Here is an 18,688-nt window from a genome sequence, read left to right as displayed (position 1 = left end):
GTGGCCAGCCCGTACTCTGCTGGTATCCGGGTACGGCAGTTGTCATGATGGACCTATGAAAAGGCAGGTGTGGCCATGGGCCGCGTGACCCAGCGCCGCAAGGTGCACAAGTATGTGCTTGACGGTTCTCCGAAGGCACTGGAGTTTCCGGTAAGGCACCGTGAAGATGTCCTCGCTGTGGAGGAGCCGCTGGAGATCCGGTTGGGCCAGCTCTCCTTCTCTGTCACCATGCGGACGCCAGGGGACGACTTTGACCTGGTGGCCGGGTTCCTGGTGTCGGAGGGCATCATTTGGACCTCAGAGCAGCTCGTGTCACTGCGTTTCTGCGCCGGCGAGGATGAAAACGGCGTCCAGACGTTCAACGTGGTTGAGGTCCAATTGCGGCCCGATGTCACAGTTCCGTCCATTGGCCGCCATATCTATACCTCGAGCTCCTGCGGCATTTGCGGGACCGATTCGGTGGAGTCTGTCCAGAAGTCCTCGCACTACAGCCCCGCCGCGGATCCGCTGACCATCGACGCGGAGCTCCTCGCATCCCTGCCGGGCCTGCTGCGGAAGTCCCAGCGCCTTTTCGAGGATACGGGCGGAGTGCACGCGGCCGGGCTGTTCAGGATCCAGGACGACGGCGGCGTGGAGCTTTTGTGCCTCCGCGAGGACGTAGGGCGCCATAACGCCGTGGACAAGGTTGTGGGCTGGGCCTTGCGTGAAGGACTGCTCCCGCTGCGCGGCACGGTCCTCCAGGTATCAGGGCGCGCCTCCTTCGAGCTTGTACAGAAAGCAGCCCTGGCGGGAATCCCCGTGCTGGCTGCCGTCAGCGCTCCCTCCAGCCTTGCTGTTGAACTGGCAGAGGCCAGCGGCTTGACCCTCGCCGGGTTCAGCCGGGGAACCAGCCTCAACATCTACGCGGGGGACCACCGTATTGTCAGGCCTGTCGCCCAGGCTCCCGCCGGCGCGCGGAGCTGACCACCGGTTTAGCCGCAAGCCCCACTTTTTTCGGAAACCGCTTTTCCAGGGATGTCATCCGCCGCGAATGGCGAGTAAGCTACCAGCGGGTAGTTTTATCCACCGAATGGACACCATGGTCCACGTTTCCAGCGCTGAAGAGGGCCAACATTGCATGACGACCGCCGGATTACGGAAGTCCGCCTCGAAAGGTTCGTCCGCGAACGCATCAACCCCGCCGTATACAGCCGGAGCCTTCCCCTGACGCTGAGCAGTTGGGACGTGCCGGACGAACCGGTGCCGGCCCTCGAAGCCATGCGGCAAAAGTTCCAGCCGCAGGAACACGGCGCGCCATGGGGAAAGCCCTGGGGTACCAAGTGGCTCCGCCTCCAGGGCGAAGTACCCGAGTTCTGGGGCACGGAGCCGGACACCACTATCGAAGTGGTGGTTGACCTCGGCTTCACCATCGAAGTGCCCGGCTTCCAATGCGAGGGGATCGCCTGGCGCGCCGATGGCACCATCATCAAGGCCGTATCCCCCCGGAACCAGTACATCCCGCTGAAGCTGCTGGGAGGGGGAATGGCGGTGGACTTCTATGTGGAGGCCGCCGCCAATCCCGATGTCGCCCAAGGCTGGACTTTCGCGGCCACGCCCTATGGGGACAAATCAACGGCCGGAACAGCACCGCAGTACAGGCTGGGAACCATCTCCATCGCGGAGTTGAACCAGACCGTGTGGGAACTCCAGCAGGACATCTGGACCCTGTCCGGGCTGATGGACGTACTTCCCTTGGAGCTGCCGCGCCGGCACGAAATCCTCCGGGCACTTGAGCGCATGATGGATGTGATGGACCCCGACGACGTTGCCGGGACCGCCGCTGCCGGACGCGAAGCGCTGGCCGAAGTGATGGCCAGCCCGGCCTATGCTTCCGCCCACCAGCTCGTTGCCACCGGGCATGCGCATATCGATTCCGCGTGGCTTTGGCCCGTCCGCGAAACCATCCGTAAATGCGCCAGGACGTTCTCCAACGTAGTTGCCCTGATGGATGAATACCCCGATTTCGTTTTCTCCTGCTCATCCGCCCAGCAGTTCGCCTGGATCAAGGAGTTCTACCCTGAACTCTTCGGCCGGATCCGGGAAAAGGTGAATGCAGGGCAATTCGTGCCGGTTGGCGGAATGTGGGTGGAATCGGACACCAACATGCCCGGCGGCGAGGCCATGGCGCGGCAGTTCGTGGAGGGGAAGAGCTTCTTCCTGGCCGAATTTGGCGTCGAGTGCCGGGAAGCCTGGCTGCCGGACTCCTTCGGATACTCGGCGGCCCTGCCACAAATCGTCAAGTCCGCCGGCAGCCGGTGGTTCCTCACCCAAAAGATCTCCTGGAACCAGACCAACAGGATGCCACACCATACCTTCAACTGGGAGGGAATCGACGGCACCAGGCTCTTCACCCACTTCCCGCCGGTCGACACCTACAATTCCCAGCTCAGCGGCCGCGAGCTGGCCCACGCCGAGCGGAACTACCGTGACCATGGCCGCGGCTCGGTATCGCTGGTGCCCTTCGGCTATGGCGACGGCGGCGGCGGCCCCACGCGGGAAATGCTTGCTGCGGCGGCCAGGACAGCGGACCTTGAAGGCTCGCCAAAGGTACGGATCGGATCCGCGGAGAGCTTCTTCCGGCAGGCTGAGGGCGAATATTCCTCGCTGCCTGTGTGGGTGGGCGAGATGTATCTCGAACTGCACCGCGGCACGTACACCAGCCAGGCCAGGACCAAGAAGGGCAACCGGCGCAGTGAACACCTGCTGCGCGAAGCAGAACTGTGGTGCACCACGGCCGCTGTCCGGACAGAAGGCTCGTTTGCCTACCCCGCTGCCGAGCTCAAGAGGCTGTGGCGGCTGGTGCTGCTGCATCAGTTCCATGACATCCTTCCCGGCAGTTCCATCGCCTGGGTCCACCAGGACGCCGAGCGCAATTACCAGGCCATCGAATCCGCCCTCGAAGGTTTGATCGCCCAGGCAGCCAGGGCAGTCCTAGGCAACGGGGAGCGGCAGTTCCTGCTGAACGCCGCGCCGCATGCCCGCGACGGCGTCCCGGCACTGGCAGCAGGCGAGCCGGTCGGGTCACCACTACCGGCCCGTGCCGCAGCCCGCAACGCCGGCTTCGTTTTGGACAACGGCATCATCCGGGCGGTCCTGGACGCAGACGGTTTGCTCACCTCGCTTCGGGACTACGCGAGCGGCCGGGAGGCGATTGCCCCGGGGGAGCGCGGCAACCTGCTGGAACTGCACCGTGACACACCCAACGAGTGGGACGCCTGGGACATTGACGAGTTCTACCGCCGCAACGTCACACCGTTGACCTGCGCGGAGTCGGTGCGCCTCGCGGAGCACGACGGCGAGGCTACTGTTGTGGTGGAGCGGATGGCCGGATCCTCTGCCATTACCCAGCGCATTAGCCTGGCCGCCGGAAGCCCCTCGCTCTCCGTCACCACTTCTGTGGACTGGCAGGAGCGGGAAAAGCTGTTGAAGCTAGGCTTCGCGCTGGACGTACGGGCGGACCGTTCGGCGGCGGAGACGCAGTTCGGGCACGTCTTCCGCCCCACCCATATCAACACGTCCTGGGAAGCGGCCAAGTTCGAAATCTGCGCGCACCGCTGGATCCACGTGGCCGAGCCGGGCTACGGCGTCGCAGTTTCCAACTCGTCCACCTATGGTCATGACGTCACCAGGAGTATCAGGGAGGCCGACGGCGGCACCACCACCACCGTGCGTATGACACTTTTGCGCGCCCCGAAGTTCCCGGATCCGGATGCAGACCGCGGACACCACGAGCTGACGGTCACTATCCGGCCCGGCGCCGACATCGCCGATGCCGTCCAGGAAGGCTACCGGACGAATCTCGCTCCGCGGCTCGTCACTGGCGCCGCGCCGGTGGAGCCGCTGTTTTCCGTGTCAAACCCTGCCCTGGTCATCGAGGCGGTAAAGCTGGCGGAGGACGGCTCCGGAGATGTGGTTGTCCGGTTGTACGAGTCGCTGGGGCAGCGCTCCGCGGGACGGCTCGCAGCGAACTTCCCGGTTCAGCAGGTCGAGGCCGTGGACCTGCTGGAGCGCCCCGTGCAGGCGTCCGGCGTCGAAGCAGGACCGGAGGGAGCGCAGCTGCTCCTGCGGCCGTTCCAGTTGGTCACGCTGCGGTTTGTGCGCCCTCGCGCCTAGAAATCCGGCTTAGCCGCGTGTTTCCCAGAAAAGAGCAGAAGGGCCTTTAAATGGCTGAGTGGGGGCGGTCCCCAACGGCCGCCACCACTCATCCCCCCAAAGCGTGCAAAGGCCCCCGGGAGCCACATCGTTCAAGAAAGTATCCCCGTTCGTAAACGCCCCGGGCTCCCACCTTCACACATTCATGATTGTTTCACACTCTAATGAATTTGTGAAAGCCCAAAAGGTTACGTTTCGGTAGATGTCCTTTTCGGCTTGAAGTTCTTGCTGCTTCTAACCCTGGCTACCCAGATCAGGGCCAGGCCGAGGACGAAACAGAGCACTGCTGTGTAGTTGACAATGAATTTGCCTGCAGACCATTCCTCCGGCACCAGGGGGAACAGGAGGGTCAGCGCAATAGCAACTCCACCTACCGCCAAAAGCCCGGCGGCGAGCCGGACCAGAACCGGCAACCTGCTCTGGGCTGCGCGCACCATCGCTGGAAGCAGTACCAGGGAGACATACGAGGGATAGGCCCGTCCGGCTGCGCCGTAGTACTCCACCAGGACACCGTGACGGTGGTCCTTCCCGGCGATGGCGCCCAAACCGGCCGAGGAACCTGCAGTGTCCATCAGGAAGAAAACACCGAGCATCAGCAGGGAAACCACCAGCAGGACGGCCTGGCCAATCCTTCCCGTGATGAGCCGATAACCATGCTCGGCTCCGAACCCGCGGGTGACCCGGATGCCAACAAAATAAATGGCCGCGAAAATGATGAAGCGCAACAGCAGATTGGCGAGGTTGACGCCTCCCAAAGCCGTGTCAACGGCGATGTAGGGAGCCTCGATGCTTAGAAGGATGGCCACGGTCATCAGGGCGAAGATGTAGAAAAGCGACCTGTTCTCTCCCCGGACGGCGCTGGGCACCCGGGCTGCGGCAATCAGGCCACAGATGGCCAGCGTGGACCACTGAAGGGTTTCGATCATCCCAGGTTCTCCCAAATCTTTTCCGTCTGCGCTTGGTCCTGCTCCTGGCGCCGCAGCACCTTGCCCAGTGCCTGCAGCCTGTCGCCGGCCAGGACCGCGAGGTCGCCGTCGGACAGGCTGTCCAGTGCTCCCTGCCGTGCGCCCGGAGGCCAGCCTGCTTCTTCCTCTGTGATCAGGCCAGTGGCCACCAGTCCATCGGTTAGTCCAACACCTGCTGCGGCAGCCGTGGCAACCGCCAGCCCGGCTGACAGCCGGTTTGCCGATAGTTGCGCGGAATAGTTCTGCGGTGCGATGCCCGTAGCGGCGGAAACACGGTGCCGCAGCTCGCCGTCGTCAATGGCATCAACCCAGTTCCTGACGGACGTGGCGTGCGGCGCCGGCGACAGTGCGGGCGGTTCATCACCCGGTGGCCCGGCAGGGTCCATCCCCGGACGCGTCAGCATGGCGCGCAGGAGGTCGGCGGTGGAGATCTGGCTTACCAACTCGCAGCGCGTAGGTGGCTGCTGGGGACCGGCCAGTTCCCGGTAGGGTTCGAAGTCAGCCAAAGCCGCTACCGGGTTGATGTTGTAAGCGCGGCTGATGCTGACCACTGTGCTTACCGAGACTTTCCCACGGACCAGCTGCTGGGCCAAGGTGGTCCGCTTGATCCCGGAAATCCTGCAGACGTCTGCCGTGCTGGCGTCCGGCGCAATGCCTTGCAGCCAGCGCTGGAACGCCTTGGCGGGGAGGGTCATAGGGAGCTCTCTGGAGAACGGATGGTTTGTCGATCTTAGCCTGACGACATTGACGCCGATTTTACCCGCCTGCATGTTTCGACTATGCTTGATGGTCGAGCCCGTTGGTCCGTACACCCCCCAAGTCCGGACCAGCGGGTTCTTTTATGTCCGGGCTCCGGGCGCCGTCCTCCAGCCGGAATGCGCGAGGCTTTGCGGGCCGAAAAACGCCCAGAACTGCTGCGCGCTCCGGTGAAAGGATGGATCCCATGACTGCGACCCTTGTGGCAAAGGATGTATCCGGCGGCCACGACCACCGGCTGCTCTTTTCCCAGCTTTCCCTCACCGTTGCCCCTGGCGACGTTGTAGGTGTGGTGGGTGCCAACGGTGCCGGCAAATCCACCCTGCTCCGCCTCCTCGCAGGCGTCGACCAGCCGCAGGACGGCAATGTCAGCCTTGCTCCGGCCGACGCCTTCGTGGGGTGGCTTCCCCAGGAGCACGAGCGGATCCCCGGTGAATCTGTTGCCGCGTACATTGCCCGGCGGACCGGCTGCGCCGAGGCCACGGCGGAGATGGAATCCACAGCAGAGGCGCTTGGCTCCGGCGCGCCCGGTGCCGATGACGCCTACGCGCGGGCTTTCGACCGCTGGATGGCTTCCGGTGCTGCGGACCTTGACGACCGAATCCCCGCCGTACTGGCCGATCTGGGCCTGGACACCGGGGCGGACGCCGAGATGACAAGTTTGTCCGGCGGCCAGGCAGCGCGGGTGGCGCTTGCAGCCCTGCTGCTCAGCCGGTTCGACGTCGTCCTCCTGGATGAGCCCACCAACGATCTTGATCTTGCCGGACTCGCAAAGCTCGAGGACTTTGTCCGCGGGCTGCGTGGCGGCGTTGTCCTGGTGAGCCACGACAGGGAGTTCCTGGCCCGTTGCGTCACCACGGTAGTTGAACTGGACCTGGCGCAGAACTCCGTCGCCGTTTACGACGGCGGCTATGACGCCTTCCTCGAACAACGTGCAGTGGCGCGGCGCCACGCACGCGAGAAGTATGAGGAGTTTGCCGCCACCAAGGCGGACCTCGTGTCACGGGCAAGGACACAGCGGGAATGGAGCTCGCAGGGCGTTCGGAACGCCATGAAGAAAAGTCCCGACAACGACAAGATCCGCCGCGCCGCCAGCACCGAGTCCTCCGAGAAGCAGGCCCAGAAGGTGCGGCAGATGGAATCACGGATCGCCCGGCTGGACGTGGTGGACGAGCCCCGGAAGGAATGGCAGCTCCAGTTCTCCATCGGCAAGGCGCCGCGCTCAAGCGCCGTGGTGGCCACCCTCCGCGACGCTGTGGTCCGTCAGGGTAACTTCACCCTCGGGCCGGTCAACCTCCAGCTCAATGCGGGGGAGCGGATCGGCATCACGGGTCCCAACGGTGCAGGCAAGTCCACCCTGCTGCGCCTTCTTTTGGGCGACCTCGCACCGGAGTCCGGCAGCGCTGCCATGGGCGCTTCGGTGGCCATCGGCGAGATCGACCAGGCCCGGGGGCTGCTTGCAGGCCATCTTGCCCTGGCCGAGGCGGTCGAGGCAGTTCTGGTGGACCTGAACCCGGCAGACGTCCGGACCCTGCTCGCCAAGTTCGGCCTCAAGGCGGACCACACTGCCCGTACCGTCGATTCGCTGTCGCCGGGCGAACGGACCAGGGCCGCCCTGGCACTGCTGCAGGCGCGAGGCGTGAACCTGCTTGTCCTGGATGAGCCGACGAACCACCTTGACCTTCCGGCCATCGAACAGCTTGAGGAGGCGCTGGAAAGCTACGACGGCGCCCTCCTGCTGGTGACGCACGACCGGAGGCTGCTCGAGAACGTGCGGCTGGATGTACGTTGGCATGTTGAAAACGGAATGATAGAGGAGCAGCAGCAATGAGCATGGAAGGGGTGGCCTGGAACTCCCTGTACAAGATCACCCGGGCCAAGAGCGGTTCCAAGCCGTTTTCCAAGGCAACCCTGAAGCGTGTCCTCGGATTTGCCCGGCCGCACCGCGGCAAACTGCTTGCCTTTGTGGCGTTGTCCATTGTGATGGCATTCCTCGCTGTGGCCACCCCCGTCCTGGCCGGGCAGGTGGTGGACGCGATCGTGGCCAAGGCCGGCGCCGGCGAGGTGCTCAGGCTTGCTGTGCTCATCGCCGTCGTCGCCATCGCCGAGGCGGGGGTGGGCCTGGTCAACCGCTGGCTTTCCTCGACCATCGGCGAAGGCGTCATCGTGGACCTTCGCACGCGGGTCTTCGACCACGTGCAGAAGATGCCCATCGCATTCTTCACCCGCACCCGTACCGGAGCCCTGGTCAGCCGGCTGAACAACGACGTCATCGGCGCCCAGTCCGCGTTCGCCGGCACCCTGTCCGGTGTTGTCAGCAACGTGGTGGCACTGATCCTCACGCTCATCGTTATGCTCGGCACGTCCTGGCAGGTGACCGTCCTGGCCATGATCCTGCTGCCGGTCTTCCTCATCCCGGCGCGGCGGATGGGCTCCAAACTCGCCGACCTCCGCCGCGAGGCGGCGGAGCACAACGCCGCCATGGGCACCCAGATGACCGAACGCTTTTCAGCGCCGGGCGCCACGCTGGTCAAGCTGTTCGGGCGCCCGGACGAGGAATCCCGGGAGTTCGCCGTCCGCGCCGGCCGCGTGCGCGACATAGGCGTTCGGACCGCCATGCTGCAGTTCACCTTCGTGACGGCCCTGACGCTGGTCTCCGCGCTCGCCCTGGCACTGGTCTACGGGTTGGGCGGCTGGCTGGCGATCACTGGCCAGCTCGCACCCGGCGACGTTGTGGTGCTGGCCCTGCTGCTCACCCGGCTGTACGCCCCTCTGACAGCCCTGTCCAATGCCCGGGTAGAGATCATGAGTGCCCTGGTGAGCTTCGAGCGGGTCTTCGAAATCCTGGACCTCAAACCCCTGATCCAGCAGAAACCCGGGGCTGTAGCTGTTCCGCCCGGCCCGGTTTCCGTGGAGTTCGATGATGTCCGCTTCGCCTACCCCTCCGCTGACAAGGTTTCACTGGCCTCCCTCGAGGAGGTGTCCACGCTGGACACCCGCGGCGGGGAGGAAGTGCTGCACGGCATCAGCTTCCGTGTGGAACCAGGCCAGACGGTGGCGCTGGTCGGATCCTCCGGTGCAGGAAAATCGACGATCGCCCAACTGCTGGCCCGGCTCTACGACGTGGATTCCGGTGCCGTGCGCCTGGGCGGAACCACTGCCGGATCCGGGCTGGACCTGCGCGACGCCACCTTTGACTCGCTGCGGGACACCCTGGGCATGGTGACGCAGGACGGCCACCTCTTCCACGAAACCATCGCCTCCAACCTCCGGCTCGCAAAGCCCGATGCCACGGAAGCGGATATGTGGGAGGTCATCCGGCAGGCGCGGCTTGAAGCCATGATCCGCTCCCTGCCGGATGGACTGGAAACGGTGGTGGGTGAACGTGGCTACCGCCTCTCCGGTGGTGAACGGCAGCGGCTCACGATCGCCCGGCTGCTCATCGCCCAGCCCCGCGTGGTCATCCTCGATGAGGCGACGGCCGCGCTGGACTCCACCAACGAGGCCGCCGTGCAGGCTGCCTTGGGCGCCGCACTCGAGGGGCGCACCGCCGTCGTCATCGCACACCGGTTGTCCACTGTCCGTGCCGCTGACGCGATCCTGGTGGTGGAGGACGGCCGGATTGTGGAGCGGGGCACCCACACGGAACTCCTGGCCGCTGACGGCCGTTACGCCGAGCTGTACCGGACGCAGTTCGCCGAAGCCACGGCCGTGGCCCAGGAAGCAGTTCCCGAGTTCTAGCCTTCCGTCCACACGGTTTGAGGCCTGGCGGCGAGTTCCGGCAGGATGTGCTCCGTCAGCAGCGGGGCCAGGTCCTGCGGCAGTTCGCCGCCGGGTTCCAGCCAGCGGATCTCCGCTATCTCGGCGGAAGGATGGGCCTCCCATGTGCCCGGCGCCAGGAACACGGTGGCTTCGATGTCCGTGGCGGCCTCGTTGGCGGCGTCCGCAATCCAGACGCCCATCAGCTGCAGGTTGGCTGGATCAAGCACGATGCCCACCTCTTCGGCCAACTCCCGCGCTGCGGCCTGCACGGCCGTTTCCCCGGCTTCGGGCTTGCCGCCGGGGTGCATAAACATGGAGGTGCCGCGCTTCCGCACGGTCAGGAGGCGGCCGGCGTTGTCAAAGACGCAGACGGCGGACACCACGATGCGGTTTTTCATGTGTCCCGCTCCTGCCGCACCAGGCGCGAGCTCAGCAGGAGGTCCTTCCGCGGCCCCTGCACGTCCCAGCTGTAGCTGAACGTGTGGGGGCCCTCGTAGGCGTACGTCACGCGGTAGGTGTCGGGAGCGCACCAGTGCTGGTCCAGGTTGGCCTCCGGCGTGAAGCTCATGGTGTGGAAGGGACGCCCGTCCGGGAAGAATACGTCCATGGCATCGGGCCGGTCGGTGGTCTTCAACAGGTATTCACGGGAGGCGGGCCCGGTAAAGGTGGGCCAGCGCATGGTTCCTTCCTCCCGGAGGGCCAAGCCGCCGTCGTCCATGGGAACAAAGTGGACGACGCCGGCAAAGGTTCCGCGGGTGCCATTCGTCCGGTCCAGCAGGTCCCGCTGGACGGTCCACTGCCCGGCGTGCCCATTGACGGCCGGGCCGAGAAGGTAGGGGCGGAGGGCGAACTCCGGGGGAGGAAAGTTCAAGTGCCCTCGATTGGAATCGAACCAACGACACCGGCTTTAGGAGAGCCGTGCTCTATCCACTGAGCTACGAGGGCGGGCGTCCGATGGATCGGCAAGGCCGGTCCGGCCGGACACGGATACAAGCATACAAGGTGCGGAGCCGTACTACGCTCAAGGCATGAGTTCAGTGCCGTCCACCGCCCGATCCGTGGCGTTCATCCCGGACACCACCTCCACCCGGCAGTACATCGGTGCATGGTCCGTGCTCAGCGTGCTGCAGTATTTCGCGGCGGAGGCGGCGGTGATTGGCGCCTGGGCCGGTCCCCGGCCTTATGACCTGCGCACCGGCTACATCAGCGACCTCGGGGCCATCAACTGCGGCGTCTTTGACGGCCGCGAGGTGTGTTCCCCGCTGAACTGGCTGATGAACGCATCGTTCGTGGTCCAGGGGCTGGGGATGCTGCTGGGGGCGCTGCTCCTGAGCTCGGGGCTGCTGCGCGTGGCTGCCCTGGCCGGCGCCCGGGTCCGGCCGGGCCGGCGGGTACCATGGCTGGCCGCCGTGGCCGTCCGGGTGCTGACAGGAACGGCGGGAGCCGGGACGGTGATTGTGGGGCTGGTGCCGGAGGATGTTGGCTCGGGCTGGCACTTGGCCGGCGCAATCATGTACTTCACTGCCGGGGCGGTCGCCCTGTTGGTCCTGGGGTTCCTCTGGCTGGGGAAGACAGCGATGGCCTGGTTCATCCTGGCCTGCGGGACCGTGTCCGCTGCCGCCCTGGTTACGGGCGGGCTGACCGGCATGCATGTGCCGGAACCGGGCGCCCTGGAGCGGCTTATGGGTTACCCGGTTACCGTGGGGATGGCCGCCGCAGGTTTGGTTATCGCGCAGCGGGTGCATCGGCACCGGAATCAGGTCCGGGCAGCGGCTGGTCAGCGGCTTTAGGGTTCGAGGTTTTTGGGCTTCCGCGCCCGCAGAAAGACCGCCGCCGCCCCTGCCAGCAAACTCAGGACCAGCAGGACCCAGCCGGCCACGGTGAGGCCCGAGGCCAGGGCGACCTGGCCGGCGTCGGGCGTTCCTGCTGCCAGCATGCCGTCGATGGCCACGTTGCCCCACAGCCGGACCACCACAAACAGCAGGGGGAGCGCCCACAAAGCCCAGCGCAGGGCCTTCCTGGCCACGCTCGTCCCGATCAGCAGCAGCCAAGTGAACCCGAAGATCAGCGGGAACAGGGTGCCGGCCGTCTTGTGGACGTAGTTGAGCTGGCCCCGCGCTTCCTCGTTCATGGCCAGGTGCAACTGGTTGATGTAGGCCGGGTCGAACCCGCCGATCAGCGAATCCGGCATGGCCAGGCCGCCGGAGAGCTGCCGGAACTGGTCGAGCGTCAGCAGGTGGAGGTACCAGAACAGGAACAGGCTGGCCACCACGCCTGCGATCAGGATGAGGTTGCCGTTGTTTTCGGCTTTCTCCGGCGTGCGCGCGGTGGTGGGATTGACCACGGGCGGGAGGTGGTGCTGCGGTACAGCCGCCTTGGAGCCGTGCTTCTTGATCCGCTGGGCAGGGGTTTTGGCCATGCCACCATTATCCCGCCCCATAAACTGAAGCCATGACCATTGGCCGGCACAGTGCTGTTGAACTCGACTCCTCCTTGGACGACTACCAGCTGGCTGCAGCCCTGGTCCGCGAAGCCGGGCAGCTGGCGCTGCTCATGCGGATGGCAGGCCTGCAGTCGGAACAGAAGACGTCCATCTCGGACGTGGTGACCGCCGCAGACCATGCCGCCGAGGCCTACGTGCTGGAACAGCTGCAGCGCTGCCGTCCCGAGGACGGAATCCTCGGGGAGGAAGGCGCCTCGGTGCAGGGGACCAGCGGTCGCACCTGGGTCATTGACCCTGTGGACGGCACCTACAACTTCCTGCATGGATCCACGTACTGGTGCTCGGCCATCGCCCTGAAGGATTCCTCCGACGTGGTGCTCGGCGCCATTTTCCAGCCTGAGGAGGACAAGCTCTGGCTGGGCGGACGGACGCATCCCGCCACTCTTAACGGCGAATCCCTGACGGTGTTCCACGAGGACAGAGGAGCGCGCAACGGCACTGCCGTAGCCGAGCTCGGCGCTGCCACCTACATCCACCCCAGTTGGCTCATGGACCCACTTTGCGCGATGCCCTGGCATGCGGCTGCCACCTCTGCCGCCGCCTTGCGGATGCTCGGTTCGGGCTCCTGCGACCTCGGCCGGGTAGCTGACGGGCAGCTCGGATGCTGGTTCCAGCACAGCTGCCCGGAGTGGGACTGGCTGCCGGGAAAGGCAATCGTCCGCGCGGCCGGCGGTGCGGTGGATACAGTCCGGGTGAACGGCCTGGAATGGTTTATGGCAGGCGGCACGACGGCGGTGCGTGAGTTGCGCGCCGCGCTCGAGTCCGGTTCGGTGGCCTAGGATTCGGCGACAGCTTGAACACGTAATGCACAGGCTGAAAGTGTGTGTCGGTCCCACCGCCTAGACTTGTAGGCACCATGGATATGTTGTTTGACCCGTACTCTGACGGACCTTTCAAGGCCGCTCCCGCAGCCGCTGCCCGCACCAAGGCCCGCCCTGAAGGGGTCGTAACCTCGGCCGGTCCCGGCGGTGGCCTGCCCTGGGAGAGCCAGCCGGGCCCCGGTTTGCCTGGCAGCCGGCAGGAGGAGGGGGATCAGGGACAGGTGCGCCGCCACAGTAGCCACCGCCCGGATGCCGCGCAGCTGCTGGAGGGTTTGAACCCGCAGCAGGAGGAAGCGGTCAAACACGCCGGTTCCGCGCTGCTGATCGTGGCCGGTGCCGGGTCGGGCAAAACCCGGGTGCTCAGTAACCGGATCGCCTACCTGATCGCCACCGGCCGGGCCCACCATGGCGAAATCCTCGCCATCACCTTCACCAACAAGGCTGCGGCGGAAATGCGGGAACGCATTGAAGTGCTGGTGGGCGGCCGCGCCAAGATCATGTGGATCTCCACGTTCCACTCGTCCTGCGTCCGGATCCTCCGTCAGGAAGCTGCCAACGTCGGGCTGAAGTCCAACTTCTCCATTTACGATTCCGCAGACTCGCTCCGCCTGGTCACGCAGGTGTCCAAAGCGTTGGACCTGGATCCCAAGAAGTTTGCGCCCAAGGCCATCCAGCACAAGATTTCTGCGCTGAAGAATGAACTGATCGATGCCGATTCGTACTCCTCCGCCGCGAACTACAACGATCCTTTCGAACAGGCCGTAGCCGAGGTCTTCAAGGGCTATACCCAGCGGCTGCGCCAGGCCAACGCCATGGACTTCGACGACCTCATAGCCGAGACCGTCTACATGTTCCGTGCCTTTCCGGCGCTCGCCGAGTCCTACCGCCGCCGGTTCCGGCACGTCCTGGTGGATGAATACCAGGACACCAACCACGCCCAGTACGCACTGGTCCGGGAAATCGTGGGGGAAGGCCCGGGAGCGTCCGAGCTCACCGTGGTGGGCGACTCGGACCAGTCCATTTACGCTTTCCGCGGCGCGGATATCCGTAACATCGTGGAGTTCGAAAAGGACTACCCCGAGGCGCGGACCATCAAGCTGGAGCAGAACTACCGCTCCACGCAGAACATCCTCACTGCGGCCAACTCGGTTATTTCGCGAAACCCCAACCGCCCTGAGAAGCGGCTGTGGACGGCCGAAGGTGATGGCCACAAAATCATTGGCTACGTGGGAGAGAACGAGCACGACGAGGCCCAGTTCATAGCCAAGGAGATTGACAGGCTCCAGGATGAGGACAACCTCCGCCCGGGGGATGTTGCCATCTTCTACCGCACCAACGCCCAGTCGCGCTCCATCGAAGACGTTCTGGTGCGGGTTGGCCTGCCGTACAAGGTGGTGGGCGGCACGCGCTTCTACGAGCGCAAGGAGATCAAGGACGCCCTCGCTTACCTTCGCGTCCTGGTTAATCCGGACGACGACGTCAACCTCCGCCGGGTGCTCAACGAACCTAAGCGCGGCATCGGAGACCGCGCCGAGGGAGCTGTTGCCGCCCTCGCCCAGCGTGAGCGCATCTCGTTTATGGCAGCAGCCCGCCGCGCCGAGCAGGCGCCGGCGATGGCAACCCGTTCCGTCAACGCGGTCCTCGGCTTTGTGAAGCTGCTGGATGACCTCGCTGAAGTGGCCGCGGGCTCAGGCGCAGCAGCGGCCCTTGAAGCAGTCTTGGAGCAAACCGGTTACCTCGCCGCGCTGCGGGCCAGCACTGATCCCCAGGACGAGTCCAGGGTGGAGAACCTCGCGGAACTCGTGGCCGTGGTGCGTGAGTATGAGCAGGAGAACCCGGAAGGGTCGCTCGCCGCTTTCCTGGAGCAGGTCTCGCTGGTGGCAGATGCCGACCAGATCCCCGATGCCCCCGGTGGTGACGCCGAGGACACTGCTGCCGCCGTTGCGGAGGCCAAGCGGCTGGGCGTGGTAACGCTGATGACCCTGCATACCGCCAAGGGGCTCGAATTTCCCGTGGTATTCCTCACTGGCATGGAGCACGGACTGTTCCCGCACCAGCGCTCGGCCACGGACCCGAAGGAACTTGCTGAAGAACGCCGGCTCGCTTACGTGGGCCTTACCCGGGCTCGCAAACGTCTTTATGTCACGCGTTCCGAGGTCCGGAGCATGTGGGGTCAGAGCCAGTACAACCCCGCCAGCCAATTCCTGGAGGAAATCCCCGCCGAACTCGTGGAATGGAAGCGTGAAGGAACCAGCAGGCAGGCCGGCGCCTGGGGCGGCGGATCCATCGGTTCGAACCGCTACAGCGGATCCTTCTGGGGCGCCGGAACAGCACGTGGCGCAGCGGCTGATTCGTCGGCCGGTTTCAACGCAGATGTCCCGGCCGTCATTGCCCGGAACCGGGTGCAGCCGCAGAAGGAGATCGTTGCGGTCAGTGTGGGGGACAAGGTTAACCACACGAGCTTCGGTAACGGAACCGTCCTGGCACTTGAGGGAGCGGGGGACAAGACCGTGGCAAAGGTAAAGTTCGACGTCGGTGAAAAGCGGCTGCTTTTGCGGTACGCGCCGCTCACAAAGCTTGACGCCTAGCAGCGGAAGCGGAACCGCAAGGGCCCCATAGCTCCAGGTGAATCGGCGCCATAAAGCATAATGGGGCCATGCGACGGACTGTTCTGGGGATCTTCGCCGCCTTGATCCTGACGGCGGCCACGGCCTGCACCATCACTATTGAAGATCCGGGTTACGTCCCGCCTGCACCGCTGCCGCCCCTGGAACAGCTGGAACGGGCGGCGCTGGTGAGCCCCGAAGGATTTTCCACCGGTGACGGGATTATCTCCTTCATCACGGAAGACCGCAGCGTTGCCTGTTCCCTCACGTCAGCCCGGGGTGAGCACGTCAACCTCCCTTATGAGGCCAACAACTTCAGCGATACGGCCAACAACAAGCTCGCAACCGTGCCCGTGGCGCATTGCGAACTCGCCCGGTACCCCAAGCCGGAGCAGGTTGACGTCAAGGACGACTGTGCTGGAACCAACCTGGGTTATTTGGGCGGTGTTGCGGTACTGGCCCCGGACAGCGCACGTTACGGAGAATGCCGTTCCGGCGTCACACAAATGGAAGCAACGTATGGCCCCAGCGGCAGCAAGGCCGGTCCCCTGGCCCAGTTGCAGGTACTGGGGGAGGGGCAGAACCTCGAAGGGAACGGACTTCGCTGTTCGGCCTACAACGGTGGCGTGGCATGCGGAAACGTGTCCGCCGGCGTCGGATTCTTTGTTTCACCGGAGCGTTACGAGTTGATTTCCAGGTCCGCCGGAAGCGCCTCACCAGCACCGCCGGAGGCCTCAAAAACCCCGTAATTCCGCGGTTTTTCTACGCTCCATAGAATAGTGTCCTTACTCACATAAGCGGTAGTCTTGGACGGGCCGGTCCCTTCAAAGGACTAGAGTTCCCAGTGGAGCATCACGCCGCGTGGCTCGTTTCCAACAGGCCGCCGGTGCGTGCAATTCCGCAGCCCGGTCATCGTCTTCGATGGTGTCCGACTGTACAGAAACTACTTCGACGTAGAAGGACACTAAACCGTGGACCTGTTTGAATACCAGGCGCGCGATATGTTCGAGGCGCACGGTGTACCCGTGCTTGCCGGCATCGTGGCGCACACCCCAGAAGAAGCAAAGGCAGCTGCCGATAAGATCGGCGGCGTAACTGTCGTCAAGGCACAGGTCAAGGTTGGCGGTCGCGGCAAGGCCGGCGGCGTAAAGGTCGCAAAGTCCGCGGACGAGGCACTTGAGCACGCCACCAACATCCTGGGCATGGACATCAAGGGCCACACCGTCAACAAGGTGATGATTGCCCAGGGTGCAGACATTGCCGAGGAGTACTACTTCTCCGTCCTTCTGGACCGGGCCAACCGCAACTACCTGGCCATGTGCTCGGTTGAAGGCGGCATGGAAATCGAACAGCTCGCCGTCGAACGCCCCGAGGCGCTGGCGAAGATCGCCATCGACCCCGCAGTGGGCATTGACCAGGCCAAGGCCGACGAAATCGTCGCAGCCGCCGGCTTCGCTGAGGAACTCCGCGGCAAGGTGGCCGCCGTGATCCTCAAGCTCTGGGACGTCTTCAAGAAGGAAGACGCCACCCTCGTTGAGGTCAACCCGCTCGTCAAGACCGGCGCCGGCGAGATCGTCGCACTGGACGGCAAGGTCACCCTCGACGAAAACGCGGAATTCCGCCACGCCAAGCATGCCCTCCTCGAGGACAAGGACGCTGCTGACCCGCTTGAGGCCAAGGCCAAGGCGCAGGACCTGAACTACGTCAAGCTGGACGGCGAAGTGGGCATCATCGGCAACGGCGCCGGCCTGGTCATGTCCACCCTTGACGTTGTTGCCTACGCCGGTGAAAACCACGGCAACGTCAAACCCGCCAACTTCCTGGACATTGGCGGTGGAGCTTCCGCCGAGGTCATGGCCGCAGGCCTTGACGTCATCCTGGGCGATGAGCAGGTCAAGTCCGTGTTCGTGAACGTCTTCGGCGGTATCACCGCGTGTGACGCCGTTGCCAAGGGCATCGTGGGCGCGCTGGCCGAGTTGGGCCACAACGCGAACAAGCCGCTGGTAGTCCGCCTCGACGGCAACAACGTTGAGGAAGGCCGCCGCATCCTGGCTGAGGCGAACCACCCGCTGGTTACCCTGGCCGCAACCATGGACGAGGGCGCCGACAAGGCCGCCGAGCTCGCCAACGCAGCTAAGTAAAGGGACAGCCACATGTCTATCTATCTGAACAAAGACTCCAAGGTCATCGTCCAGGGCATCACCGGCGGAGAAGGCACCAAGCACACCGCCCTGATGCTGAAAGCCGGCACCAACATCGTCGGCGGCGTGAACGCCCGCAAGGCCGGCACCACGGTCCTGCACGGCGACAAAGAGATCACCGTCTTTGGCACCGTCAAGGAAGCCATGGCAGAAACCGGCGCTGACGTCTCCATCGTCTTCGTGCCGCCGGCATTCACCAAGAGCGCGGTTGTGGAAGCCATCGAGGCAGGCATCGGCCTCGTCGTTGTCATCACCGAAGGCGTGCCGGTTCAGGACTCCGCCGAATTCTGGGCCCTCGCCCAGGCAACGGTGGACGCGGATGGCAACCAGGTCACCCGCATCATCGGACCGAACTGCCCCGGCATCATCACCCCGGGCGAAGCGCTGGTGGGCATCACCCCCGCGAACATCACGGGCAAGGGCCCCATCGGCCTCGTTTCCAAGTCCGGAACCCTGACCTACCAGATGATGTACGAGCTGCGCGACCTCGGCTTCTCCACCGCCATCGGCATCGGCGGTGACCCGATCATCGGCACCACCCACATCGACGCCCTGGCCGCGTTCGAGGCCGACCCCGAGACCAAGGCGATCGTGATGATCGGCGAAATCGGCGGTGACGCTGAAGAGCGTGCGGCGGACTTCATCAAGGCCAACGTCACCAAACCGGTTGTTGGTTACGTTGCCGGCTTCACGGCTCCCGAAGGCAAGACCATGGGCCACGCCGGCGCCATCGTCTCCGGCTCCGCCGGCACCGCCCAGGCCAAGAAGGAAGCCCTTGAGGCTGCAGGCGTAAAGGTCGGCAAGACGCCGTCCGAGACCGCCAAACTGCTGCGCGAAGTTTACGCAGCCCTCTAACAGTTCAGTTAGAACAACGCGGGGTCAC

Annotated in this window: 15 protein-coding genes and 1 tRNA gene; 10 read left to right on the top strand and 6 right to left on the bottom strand. The window is 64.8% G+C overall.

The genetic code is table 11. The features are described from left to right. Nucleotides 1-75 precede the first annotated feature (75 nt). Both fdhD and AC5RV1_RS12330 read left to right on the top strand, forming a co-directional pair. Entirely contained in the window at nt 76-963 is an 888-nt protein-coding gene (gene fdhD, locus AC5RV1_RS12335; RefSeq protein WP_493949018.1) for a formate dehydrogenase accessory sulfurtransferase FdhD, read from the top strand. Nucleotides 964-1,113: 150 nt separating this feature from the next. Next, complete coding sequence (locus tag AC5RV1_RS12330) at nt 1,114-4,152, top strand: alpha-mannosidase (protein ID WP_493994746.1); 3,039 nt, start codon at nt 1,114-1,116, stop codon at nt 4,150-4,152. 227 nt (nt 4,153-4,379) lie between these two features. Here AC5RV1_RS12330 and AC5RV1_RS12325 read toward each other — a convergent pair whose 3' ends face one another. Both AC5RV1_RS12325 and AC5RV1_RS12320 read right to left on the bottom strand, forming a co-directional pair. After that, entirely contained in the window at nt 4,380-5,117 is a 738-nt protein-coding gene (locus AC5RV1_RS12325) for a hypothetical protein (RefSeq protein ID WP_493994745.1), read from the bottom strand. Beyond that, the gene (locus AC5RV1_RS12320) at nt 5,114-5,851 is read right to left on the bottom strand and encodes a hypothetical protein (protein ID WP_493949021.1); all 738 of its coding nucleotides are present in this window, start codon (nt 5,849-5,851) and stop codon (nt 5,114-5,116) included. The genes AC5RV1_RS12325 and AC5RV1_RS12320 overlap by 4 nt, the downstream gene beginning before the upstream one ends. A 248-nt stretch (nt 5,852-6,099) precedes the next feature. On the opposite strand from AC5RV1_RS12320, the gene AC5RV1_RS12315 reads away from it, so the two are divergent. Continuing rightward, nucleotides 6,100-7,743: an ABC-F family ATP-binding cassette domain-containing protein gene (locus tag AC5RV1_RS12315; RefSeq protein WP_493994744.1), complete on the top strand. Its 1,644-nt coding sequence runs from the start codon at nt 6,100-6,102 to the stop codon at nt 7,741-7,743. Further along, a complete protein-coding gene (locus tag AC5RV1_RS12310) occupies nt 7,740-9,653 on the top strand; it encodes an ABC transporter ATP-binding protein (protein ID WP_493949023.1) in 1,914 nt (637 codons plus the stop codon). Before AC5RV1_RS12315 ends, AC5RV1_RS12310 begins: the two co-directional genes overlap by 4 nt. On the opposite strand, the gene AC5RV1_RS12305 is transcribed toward AC5RV1_RS12310, so the two are convergent. From AC5RV1_RS12305 to AC5RV1_RS12295, 3 genes are all read right to left on the bottom strand, one after another. Continuing rightward, nucleotides 9,650-10,072 (bottom strand): NUDIX hydrolase, encoded by a 423-nt coding sequence (locus AC5RV1_RS12305; RefSeq protein WP_493949024.1) that lies wholly within the window; start codon nt 10,070-10,072, stop codon nt 9,650-9,652. The two genes, AC5RV1_RS12310 and AC5RV1_RS12305, sit on opposite strands and share 4 nt — an antisense overlap. Continuing rightward, nucleotides 10,069-10,545, bottom strand: coding sequence for a DUF6314 family protein (locus AC5RV1_RS12300; RefSeq protein WP_493994743.1), 477 nt, complete (start codon nt 10,543-10,545; stop codon nt 10,069-10,071). Before AC5RV1_RS12300 ends, AC5RV1_RS12305 begins: the two co-directional genes overlap by 4 nt. A 1-nt stretch (nt 10,546) precedes the next feature. Continuing rightward, nucleotides 10,547-10,619 (bottom strand) — tRNA-Arg (locus AC5RV1_RS12295). An 83-nt stretch (nt 10,620-10,702) separates the two neighbouring features. Between AC5RV1_RS12295 and AC5RV1_RS12290 the strand changes: the two genes are divergently transcribed. After that, entirely contained in the window at nt 10,703-11,464 is a 762-nt protein-coding gene (locus tag AC5RV1_RS12290; RefSeq protein ID WP_493949026.1) for a DUF998 domain-containing protein, read from the top strand. On the opposite strand, the gene AC5RV1_RS12285 is transcribed toward AC5RV1_RS12290, so the two are convergent. Beyond that, nucleotides 11,461-12,093, bottom strand: coding sequence for a hypothetical protein (locus tag AC5RV1_RS12285; protein ID WP_493994742.1), 633 nt, complete (start codon nt 12,091-12,093; stop codon nt 11,461-11,463). The genes AC5RV1_RS12290 and AC5RV1_RS12285 overlap by 4 nt on opposite strands. Nucleotides 12,094-12,125: 32 nt before the next feature. Here AC5RV1_RS12285 and AC5RV1_RS12280 point away from each other — a divergent pair, with 32 nt between their 5' ends. From AC5RV1_RS12280 to sucD, 5 genes are all read left to right on the top strand, one after another. Further along, nucleotides 12,126-12,956 carry an inositol monophosphatase family protein gene (locus tag AC5RV1_RS12280; RefSeq protein ID WP_493994741.1) on the top strand — a complete coding sequence of 277 codons (831 nt, stop codon included), beginning with the start codon at nt 12,126-12,128 and terminating at the stop codon, nt 12,954-12,956. 83 nt (nt 12,957-13,039) lie between these two features. Beyond that, nucleotides 13,040-15,586, top strand: coding sequence for a DNA helicase PcrA (gene pcrA, locus AC5RV1_RS12275; protein WP_493994756.1), 2,547 nt, complete (start codon nt 13,040-13,042; stop codon nt 15,584-15,586). A gap of 68 nt (nt 15,587-15,654) precedes the next feature. Further along, a complete protein-coding gene (locus tag AC5RV1_RS12270; RefSeq protein ID WP_493994740.1) occupies nt 15,655-16,353 on the top strand; it encodes a hypothetical protein in 699 nt (232 codons plus the stop codon). A gap of 222 nt (nt 16,354-16,575) precedes the next feature. Further along, the gene (sucC, locus tag AC5RV1_RS12265) at nt 16,576-17,745 is read left to right on the top strand and encodes an ADP-forming succinate--CoA ligase subunit beta (RefSeq protein WP_493949031.1); all 1,170 of its coding nucleotides are present in this window, start codon (nt 16,576-16,578) and stop codon (nt 17,743-17,745) included. Between the two features lie 12 nt (nt 17,746-17,757). Beyond that, entirely contained in the window at nt 17,758-18,660 is a 903-nt protein-coding gene (gene sucD, locus AC5RV1_RS12260; protein ID WP_493994739.1) for a succinate--CoA ligase subunit alpha, read from the top strand. Nucleotides 18,661-18,688 lie beyond the last annotated feature (28 nt).

The organism is Arthrobacter sp. Hb9-2 (genome assembly GCF_059091165.1).
Note: the sequence above shows the minus strand (reverse complement) of the source record. Positions and strands in the feature narration are given on the sequence as shown.